General features: G+C 67.6%; 2 pseudogenes. Both read left to right on the forward strand.

The features are described from left to right. Nucleotides 1-279, forward strand: a pseudogene (locus H928_RS33240) (ChuX/HutX family heme-like substrate-binding protein); the annotation flags it as partial. Nucleotides 280-289: 10 nt separating this feature from the next. After that, nucleotides 290-506, forward strand: a pseudogene (locus H928_RS32315) (hypothetical protein); the annotation flags it as partial.

Below are 506 nucleotides of genomic sequence, written 5' to 3' on the forward strand. Positions count from 1 at the left end.
CGGCGCAGGGAGCCGATGAGCAGCCCGAATGCCGAATGGATCAATGTGCTGGACCAGGGCTTCAACCTGCATCTGCGCACCGATCTGATCGCCCATGCCTGGCTGGTGGAAAAGCCAACCAGCGATGGCACCGTCACCTCGGTCGAGCTGTTCGACGCCTATGGCGACCTGATGGCCATGTTCTTTGGCGCGCGCAAGCCCGGCAAGCCGGAGCTGGCGGGCTGGCGCGCGCTGGCAACCGGCCTGCCGCGCCTGAACGCCGAGCCGGTCAGCGCTTGAGGAGGGCAAGATGGCTTTATTGAATCGCCGTGATTGCCTGGCCTGGGCGGCTGGCGCTGCCGCTGCAGCCATCGCGGGCCCGCTGTGGGCGCAGCCCGCCCGGCCGGTGGATGCCGGTGCCAAATCGGTGCTGCAGCCCTTTGTCGGCGTGCAGCCCCAGGTGGCGGCCAAGCGCCTGGTTAGTTTGAGTGGTGCGCTCACCGAAATCGTCTACCTGCTGGGCGCCG

Source organism: Comamonas sp. B-9 (genome assembly GCF_000410635.1).
Taxonomy (GTDB): domain Bacteria; phylum Pseudomonadota; class Gammaproteobacteria; order Burkholderiales; family Burkholderiaceae_C; genus Comamonas.